General features: G+C 50.9%; 7 protein-coding genes and 1 pseudogene. All 8 read right to left on the bottom strand.

What is annotated here, in order from left to right:
- Positions 1-70: 70 nt before the first annotated feature.
- The gene (locus ACSZPU_RS20290; protein WP_499002526.1) at positions 71-1,243 is read right to left on the bottom strand and encodes a carbohydrate porin; all 1,173 of its coding nucleotides are present in this window, start codon (positions 1,241-1,243) and stop codon (positions 71-73) included.
- Between the two features lie 74 nt (positions 1,244-1,317).
- Entirely contained in the window at positions 1,318-3,228 is a 1,911-nt protein-coding gene (locus tag ACSZPU_RS20285; RefSeq protein ID WP_499002523.1) for a BglG family transcription antiterminator, read from the bottom strand.
- 10 nt (positions 3,229-3,238) lie between these two features.
- Positions 3,239-5,872, bottom strand: a complete 2,634-nt coding sequence (gene mngB / locus ACSZPU_RS20280; RefSeq protein WP_499002521.1) for a mannosylglycerate hydrolase — start codon at positions 5,870-5,872, stop codon at positions 3,239-3,241.
- A 31-nt stretch (positions 5,873-5,903) separates the two neighbouring features.
- A complete protein-coding gene (locus ACSZPU_RS20275; RefSeq protein WP_499002530.1) occupies positions 5,904-6,998 on the bottom strand; it encodes a PTS fructose transporter subunit IIC in 1,095 nt (364 codons plus the stop codon).
- Positions 6,999-7,023: 25 nt separating this feature from the next.
- Positions 7,024-7,347, bottom strand: a complete 324-nt coding sequence (locus tag ACSZPU_RS20270) for a PTS fructose transporter subunit IIB (protein ID WP_499002517.1) — start codon at positions 7,345-7,347, stop codon at positions 7,024-7,026.
- Positions 7,344-7,805 carry a PTS sugar transporter subunit IIA gene (locus tag ACSZPU_RS20265; RefSeq protein ID WP_499002516.1) on the bottom strand — a complete coding sequence of 154 codons (462 nt, stop codon included), beginning with the start codon at positions 7,803-7,805 and terminating at the stop codon, positions 7,344-7,346. The genes ACSZPU_RS20270 and ACSZPU_RS20265 overlap by 4 nt, the downstream gene beginning before the upstream one ends.
- A 302-nt stretch (positions 7,806-8,107) precedes the next feature.
- Entirely contained in the window at positions 8,108-9,031 is a 924-nt protein-coding gene (locus tag ACSZPU_RS20260) for a Gfo/Idh/MocA family oxidoreductase (RefSeq protein ID WP_499002528.1), read from the bottom strand.
- A gap of 18 nt (positions 9,032-9,049) precedes the next feature.
- Positions 9,050-9,167 (bottom strand): annotated as a pseudogene (locus tag ACSZPU_RS20255) (IS5/IS1182 family transposase); the annotation flags it as partial.

The raw sequence follows: 9,167 nt of genomic DNA, 5'->3' as shown, positions 1-9,167 counted from the left end.
TAGCGAGCCATAGTTCAATATGTTGTTGAAAAAGACAGTTACTATAACTCAGGTGATTAAGGGACACAGCCTAGAAGTGATATTTAAATCTTACGCGCGCACCATAACGGTCTTTATTATCATGCTCTTCATCCGTGCTGATACGTGACCAGTAGGCGCCCAGATAAACATCAAAGTTATTCATTTCCATCACATCGCGAATACGATACGAGGCGTGAACGGTATTAATGTCATATTTCCCTAAAATAAAGCCATTCGCGCTATTCACATCAACATTATTAATATTGAATGCCTTCACGTCATTTTTTGCGTAGATATAACCCAGTTCAAAGTCATGCCACAATCCGTTAATACCGGCGCTGAAATCTTTCTCGTCGGTGGCATCCATATACGCGGTGCTGAGGTTCACAATCATCCCGTCAGTCGGGTTAGATTTTTGCCCGTTCCAGGTCAGCGTTGCCCCGTAGCCATTACGTTTTGACTGATCGACGAATTTGCCGTCGCTGCCCGTGTAGCCATAAGCATTGTTAACCACGTTGCTTTCCATGGCGATAGCGGTGGTCACGTCCCCCATGGTGACGGCAATAACCGGACGTACGTAGATGACGTTTTTCTTGTTTTCCAGAGAGTTACCGTGGTAATCGCTGTCCTGGAACAGTTTGGTGCCGTCACGGCCGGTGGTGTTAACCTCGAAATAGAACGGCCCGCTCGTTTTGCTCAACTGGATGGCCCCGCCGGAGCTACGGCCGCGCCCTTCTTTCATCATGTAGATGTAGCCATAGCCGTCATCGTAGAGATCGTTGGCGGTATTGCCCGAATACTCAATGTAGGTATCCTGGTTCAGCGGGAACATGTCATAGGCTTCGTAGCGCCCAATCTTCACCTTCCAGTCATTCTCCTGACCGAAGAAGAAGGCCGCATCGTCAAGGTTCATCGAGCCGGAGAGATCCGCCAGCGGTTGTACCGTGAAGCCGGCAAATTTGTTATTGGCCGCCGTACGATAGCCGTCCAGGCCAATCAGAATACGGCCATTCACATCCCAACGCTCAGCATCACCGGCTTTCCAGTCTTTACCGGTGCTGGTTTTCAGCGAGGTGAGCTGGCCGGTACGGCTGGCCCCGTCGACATTAAATTCAACGTCGCCGTACAGTTTCAGGCTGCCTTCCGGGGTATCGAAGGTGACGCCAGAGATAGCCGGAGCGGATAATACGAATAACGCACAGAGGTAATGTCTATATTTCACGATAAACTCCTTTGTTATTTTAAATGCGTAAAGCTACGCCTTGTGAAAGGCGTATTAATACGTACAGGTTGTTTTTATAAAAAATATTTTTGTGAAAGCGAAATAAATTCAGGGTAACTGGCACACTTACATAAATTATCAATAACATCATCATCGAGAATATTGGTCAGATAATCATAAATCAGCATACTGTCGACAAATGCATCTTCACTGATTGCGAGCATAAAGACTAACTTCACATTTTTACCCGGGTCCCACTCAATACCTTCCGGGAAAATAGCGACCGTCACCATCGTGCTTAATGCCACCAGACCAAGAGGATGCGGAATAGCAATTTTATCATCCAGTAATGTTGACGCGCGGGCTTCGCGTTCCAGTACCGATCCTAAATAATGCTCATCCACTCTTCCTTTCTGTGCTAATTGCGCAGAGAGAAAGTTAATCAATGATTCTTTGCTGTGCACATTACTGTCGAAAACAAAAAAGTGATCCGCAGAAAAATAGTTGACCATCGCCTCCGGCGGCGAATTTTCGGCGGCTAAAAAATACTTCATGTTTTCCAGCTGCCAGCGTTCCGGCAGCGGCGGTAAGGTAATGACCCGCTTGTTCTTCTCTTCAATCGCCACCAGGCTGATGACAATGCTCTCTTCCACCTCCTGCATCGCTTTATATTGCTCAACGGAGATACATTTCGAAATCGCGATGGTCGGGTACATTCTGACGATCTTCTGGCAGACGATACGCGTCGAGGCCCCGCCCTGATCGCTGACCACCAGCGCGCTGATATTTTTCCCTTCATCCTTGAGGTGGGTATCTTCAAGGATCGCACCAATGTGCATCACCAGATAACCAATCTCATCGTCGCTGATGGGGCTGGAGAAAAAGTGCTCGAGTTCGCTAAATGCCGCCAGCGTCATCTCATACATCAACGGGTAATGACGCTTAATTTGCTCAATCAGCGGGTTAATAATGGTGATGCCGTTATTCACCCGGATGCGCATTGCTTTGATATGATTAAGCAAATTTTTGCGCGACAGCTCGTCGTAGCTCACATCGCAAAACCAGGAGGCGCTGACATAGCTTAAAAAATGGTTCATCACGGTACGTTCAGCATCGCACTGCCCGTGGTCGTCCACATGTTCCGTGGGTGCTGCGCAAAACGCGGCGAGGTTCATTGCCATGTAATCCATTTCGCTTTGCGGCACGCTCACCACCGCATCGGCCAGTAGTGTATGCAAAATGTCACAGGCGACCGTTTTCCACTGCGCCGCACAGCCATCGAACTCGTAATCCAGCAGCCAGTTGCCGCGCCGGATGCGCTCGCAGGTGATGCCGCAAATCAGCGTGAAAAAGCGCAGATTGACGTCGCTCACCACAAAGCCGTGGTTAACAAAATAGTGGCTCAGCGACTGCTTAATATCGGAAAACACCGCCGCTGAACCGAAGATATCGTGGTAATCCTCTTCGGCCTCTTTCGAGCGCAGCAGGTGATCGTAGATGCAGCGGCGAAAGGCAATTTCGCTGCCCACCAGCTTCAATTTGTCTGCACTTTCCGAGGCAATAGCAAGGTCATACAGGGCAAAATGACGCTTGAGTAAGGCAACATCATTGCGCAGGCTGTAGATACTGATAAACCACGTCGCCTCAAGCTCCTCAAGTGAAATCCCCGCGTCCTGGCATAACAGCGCCGTTAACAGCGCCCGGCGGCGTTCTGCGGTTGAGCGCGTCTCTTTCCACGGGCGCTGCGAATGTTCCAGCAAGGTGTTCAGCCCTGCCGGGTTATCCACCTGTATTGAAAAGCCTTTCTTGCGGTCATAAATGAGACTGTTACCCTGCGTGGCGATAAGATCGCCAAGCTCTTTCAAATCGCTGCGGATCGTTCGCGTCGACACATTCATCTCTTTGGCAAGAGAGGCCTGGGTGACGTTTCCTTCCGCAATCTGCACGAAAATATCTCTGACGCGTTTGTTGGTAAACAGTCTCATTTTTCTCTCTTTATTCTCTTTCTACGTACAGGGTCTGAACATCATTCGGCTTGAGGAACGCTCTTTCCTGCATGGCAGTGTGCTCGTCGAGCATCACGAAACGCGCCTTCTCCAGAGCAGTAATGGCTGCCAGTGCGTCGAGGTTCGGGTTGTAAAGACGCACAATCAGCCCGTTCCCCTGCTCTGCGCATTTCACCACGCTGGCTAAGGCATCACCTGTCCCGGACGGCAGCGTCAGCACACTGTGCTGCTGCGGCCAGGTGCGCGCTTCATCACTCAGGCAGAAACGCAGGCGACCGTTGAGGAAATCGCTGTCCTGATACACCGGGAAGGTGGTCAGGAAGGCCTTCGATACGCGGGCATGCTGCGCCTCATCAAACGCTCCGCTGTACAGACGCCAGCCGAAGACGAAGGACAATGGACCCAGAAGCTGTGCGTCCGGCGTTTCGACCACCGACTCGCCCGATGCGCGGCCTGGACGGTAGAGCAGGTTCTCTTTGCCCATAAAGCCAAAGGTGCGGAACAGGGTCAGGGCGATGGTATCGAAGTTGTCGCCGATAATTTCATACTCGCGCACCCCGTTGGTGTGCAGCGTGAAGCCGTGTTTGTCGTCATGCAGGTTGACGTAGCTCTGCATCGGTTCAATGGAAATCGGCTTTTCATGCCAGTTTTCCGCTTCCCAGACGCGCAGCGCATTGCTTAACTGCACCGGACGGGTCACCACGCCAAACAGCTGATCCGCATAGGACATGTTAGCCATGATGTCGGTCGCGAAGTGCACGCAGAGTCGGTGGCTCAGCACGCTGTTTTCGACATCCACGCTAAAGCGGATCATGTCGTCATGTTGCAGCGTGACGTTCACGCTCAGGGCCATCTCACCAGAGGTCACGCCACGGGCGCGCTCATCAAGATTCCCCGGCACGGCCAGCACATAGTCGAGCTGCAGCGACTGATTAAGCGAGGTTTTACGACGACGTACCTGCGTCAGGCAGCCTTCGGAGGTGATAAACATGTCGCCACGCGGCGGCGAATAGTTATAGGAGTCGCCGTCATCACCGTTTTCCACAAACAGCATCTGGCGGGTGTAGCGCTTACCGGTGGTTTTGTGGGTGATCGCCAGCAGGCCGTTCTCTTCCACGTCAATGCGGTAGAAGGCATTCTCGATAACCGACGCGTCGTCAGCCTCTGGCTTGCTCTCGCCATCGGCGGAAAAATCAAGATACCAGCGGGTATAGCCGAGCGCAGGCAACTCGCTGCAATCCACGGTCAGCATCGTGCGCCAGACCTGTTCCGGCTTGTGCCAGGCTTTGCCTGGATTCAGGCGAATGGTTTGATTCAGCACGTAGTCGGTAAGCTCTTTTTGCTCGTCAATAACATAGGGTAACGCCTTGCCCTGAGCGTCACGCAGGGTAAACGGAATACCCGGTAGCCACGCTTCGAAGGTCACCTGCGGGGCAGTTGTATTTGTTAACGGATTGAAAACGGTGAAAGTATAATCGTGCGCTCTCGGGATACGAATACTTATCAGCCGGGTGTGCAGCTCAAGCAAATTCACCGCCAGGTCGCGCGCCTGCTTATAGCGGAAGAACACGTCCTGGTTGGTATCATCGCTGTTGCAGCCGCCAATGCTGTCGTGTGCCGCGTTATAGAACATCAGCTTCCAGATATCCGCAATCGCCCGTGCGGGGTAGTCATGCCCCAGGCTGCGGCTGATCGCCAACACCGGCTCCAGGGTGTTCACCAGTAGCGCTTCAATCTCGTTATTCAGCAGCTTGAGATCGGCGCGGCAGGAGAAGATCGATTTATGCACACGCGAGTGCTTCGCCTCAGTCAGTTCGCCCTGCAACACACGCACATCGGACGCGGCCTCTTTTTCCAGCGCTTCCAGGAAGGCCAGCGGGCTGCCGATCTGATAGTGGCGCGTGTCATCACATTCGTTAAATTGCGCCACCAGCGCCGGTAAGTTTTCGCGTACCGGGGCCTGGTCGAAGCCGTGCGGGTAGAGCAGATGCTCGCGGCGGCTGCGGGCTTCAATCGGTGCCATTTTCCCGTCGAGGAAAGCTTTCATGGTTTCCGGCGTTTCATCCAGCAGGCCACCATAGTGATAGCCCCACGGCATCTGCACGGAGAAGACGCGATCGCCATTGTCACCCTGCCAGACAAACTCGGTCTCATGCAGCGTGTTGTCGGCAATCCCACGCCAGAACAACGCGTGGTGAATACCGAACTGACGGTAAATCTGTGGCATGTTGCCACCCTGACCAAAACAGTCAGGGACATAGCCGAGCAGCATTGCATTGCCGGCGTCTGCCGCCACTTTCATGCCGTAATAGAGGTTACGTACTACCGACTCCTGGTGGATCACCAGTTGATCGGTTTGCGTGTACCACGGCCCGGTGAGTAGACGCTTTTCAGCAATTAATTTGAACAATACGTCACGGTCTTCTGGCGCCCATTGCAGATAGCTTTCAATTAACGCACTTTGCGCATCCAGGAGGTAGCAGGGAAAATCATCATTATTCTCCAGAATACGGATCACGTTTTTAATATGGTTAAACAGATAAATACGTGAGCGTGATGATGTAAAGTACCACTCCTGATCCCAGTGAGTATGACTGTAAATATGTACGGTCTTCGATTTCATACAACTTCTCCCATTACGCAAAGTGCGAAAATTAATCAAATTTTATTTCAATCTCTTCTGCCGGGGCTTTATCGCTGGATTTCAGACCGGGTTCTTCATCATTAAAATTCACCAGCATATTGGCACCGAAGGCAATAACCGCCGTACCCACTAACGCACCGATGAAATAAGCCCAGGGATTTCCGACGGTGAAACCACCATATAACCCACCTAACGGCGGCATAACGGGATAGGCTTTTAACAGTGCCACGGTGACCGCGCCAAGCGTCCCTGCCAGCACATTCAGTGGAATTAAGCGCGCCGGGTTTTTCAGCGTAAACGGAATGGCCCCTTCGGAGATGCCGAGAATCCCCATAATGACTGAGCCATTACCCGCTTCTTTCAGCGTCTGGTTAAAATTATCCGGACGTAAAAAGCGTGCGGCGGCATAACCCAACGGGGGAATAATGATCGCAACGTTAACCAGAATAGCAGGCAGATATACGCCGCTTAAAAACAGGACGTTCGCCGTTCCCCATGCTGCTTTATTGACCGGGCCGCCGAGATCAAAACAGATCATGCCGCCAAGGACCGCGGCCAGTAATACGGTGCTGGTGCCGTCTTCGGTCATGCGCTGAACCCATGCCATCAGCGAGGTATTAAGCCAGCTTAATACGTCACCCAGTAACAACAGCATGATAACAACCTGCAGTCCTACGGTAATAAAGGGCAGGATAATTAACGGTACAGAAGACGCCGCGGAACCGGTAATCTGGATTTTGCGTGAAACCCATTCAGAGGAATACCCCGCCAACAGGCCGCCGATCACCGCCCCGAGGAAGCCAGATCCGGTCAGAGAGGCAATAAGCCCGGCGGTGAAACCGGCCGCCAGCCCCTTTTTACCCGCCACCGAATACGCCACATAGGCACCGAGAACATAGTTCATCAAGCCAATGATTTTAAAACCAATATCTTGTGTAAGGTACAGCCAGTTTGGCAGGCCGTTGCTGTGGGCGAAGGTGTCCAGATTAGACTCACCGATCGCCAGACCAATAATTTTGGCGACCGCGACCATGAGGGAACCGGCAATAATGACAGGCAAAGCAAAGGAAATACCTGTCATAAGATGATTCTTTATATCTACCATTATTTTTTTCATAAAATCACCAGGGTTATTTGTTCCGGCGAGCCTCAACGGCGGCTACGCATTTGGTAATAACATCAGACGCATGGCTAACACATTGACCAATTTTGACGCGGATAATGACCTTCCCGGCAAAACGGTCTTCTTCTTCAATGGAGCGGTCAGCGGCAATTAATACAAAATCTGCGGCGGCAATCTCTTCCGGGGAAATTTTATTCATGATGCCCATGGCACCCTGCTGTTCAATTTTTACCTGGTGGCCCAGGCGTGCCCCTTCTTTTTCAAGAGACTTGGCCGCCATTGGCGTATGCGCTAATCCGGCGATACAGGATGTGACTCCAACAATATTCATGCTTCCTCCTCAATGGCGATGCGTGACTTCATGTACTGAAATAATTCTTCTTCATCATTAACGGCGAATAATTGATCTCTGAATTCGTCATCAATAATTTGACTGGCGAGGCTATTGATAATTTGCAAATGCAGCACTTTGGCACCGGATTCAGGCACCAACAGGCCGAAAATAATTTGTACCGGCTGGTCATCCAGGCTTTCCCAGTCGATAGGCTGAGCCAGGCGAATAAAAATAACACCGGCTTCTTTAACGTTGACCGTTTTGGCATGCGGAATAGCAATCTGATTTTCAAAACCCGTGGAATATTGGTTTTCACGTTCCCACAGATCCGCTTCGATGATATCGCTATTGTCGGCCCATCCTTGCTTTACGGCATGCAATGCCAGAAAACGGAAGATCTCCTTCTTATCCTGAAATTGTTGGTCTAAGAAAATATTTTCTCGTGCAATCAGCATATACGTACATCCTCATTCGCATATTTCTTCAATTAAGTTGAGTGAGATACTAAGCGGAATTTTGTCACGATTCAGACAGGCGATTTCCGCCTGCAACAGGAAACGTGTTCTACGTGAGGGAAGAAAAGAGCGAGGCAGATCAAAAAAGGCGGTTACTTTGTGAAGCAGGTCATATTTTAACGCGGAAATTTGGCCATTTTTAAGCGGAAATCTGTGACGAAAAAGGGTTTTGCTGCACGTCAGTGCACATAAAAAAGGGTTGCCTGTGCTGACGACAGACAACCCTGAAAATAACAGGTCATTTATTGAAGCGGGCTTATGCCCGCTTCGAGTAGCTGAATCTGGAGCAATGTCTCCTCGTCGGAAATCAGCTTGTCCTGACCATTAATAAGCGTTTCATACACCGCGTCATAATAACGGGCATAATCGCCCGGCTCGGTGACTATTTTTTCCTCATGGAATACGCCATCATCGTCCATCCAGGTCAGTACGCCGTATTCGTCCGGCGTATCAAGGCCGAAATCCGGGCTGCCGGGCAGATAGAAAAGCTTCAGATGATGCTCCTGCTTGTCTTTCGTCTGCTTAATAAACATCCCTTTCTGCCCATAAACCACAAAGCTCGGGCGCTCTTTTACCCGGAAATAGCTGGATTTCACCGAGACTTTCAGCGTGTCGTAGTGCATATCGATATCAAAGTAATCGTTCATACGCCCGCGGCCCAATAGCTGGCGGACGTCATAATTCACGCTATCCGGTTTGCCAAAATAAGAGATGACCTGATCGAGCGTATGGCATCCGTGTCCGTATAAATACGAGTCTATTGCGCTGAATTGCTGCGCCGATTGCGGAACCTCAGGACGGTAGTAGTCATAGTGCATTTCCACTTCCAGCAGCTCACCCAATTTCCCGGAGGCAATCACCTTCTGGGTCGTGAGGAAATCACTGTCAAAGCGGCGGTTCTGATAGCACTGAATGAACAGCCCTTTCTCTTTCGCCAGGTCAAACAACGCCTTCGCTTCGGCATAAGTTTGCGTAAACGGTTTTTCGACAATGCAATGTTTCCCGGCCTCAAGCACTTGCTTTGCCAATGTATAGTGAAACGCCGAGGGGGTCGTGACCACCACCAGCGCGATTTCCGGGTCTTTGAGCAATACATCAAGGTTAGTGGTGTATTCAACGTCAGGTAGCGGCGTCCAGGCACCACGTTTCGCCGTTGTGGAATAGATAGTTTTAGGCTGTGTCCCTTAATTGCATAACCTCTTGTAAAACAATCGGATGCAACCCAGCTTCACCATTGAAAGATAATTCCTCGCCGTTTTGTCGTAACGTGTTGCAATGCGCCGGTATTCTTTCAGGCGACCA

Source organism: Phytobacter sp. V69 (assembly GCF_965644215.1).
Classification (GTDB): Bacteria; Pseudomonadota; Gammaproteobacteria; order Enterobacterales; family Enterobacteriaceae; genus Phytobacter.
The sequence above is the reverse complement of the archived record's forward strand: the minus strand, read 5'-3'. Positions and strand labels throughout refer to the sequence as shown.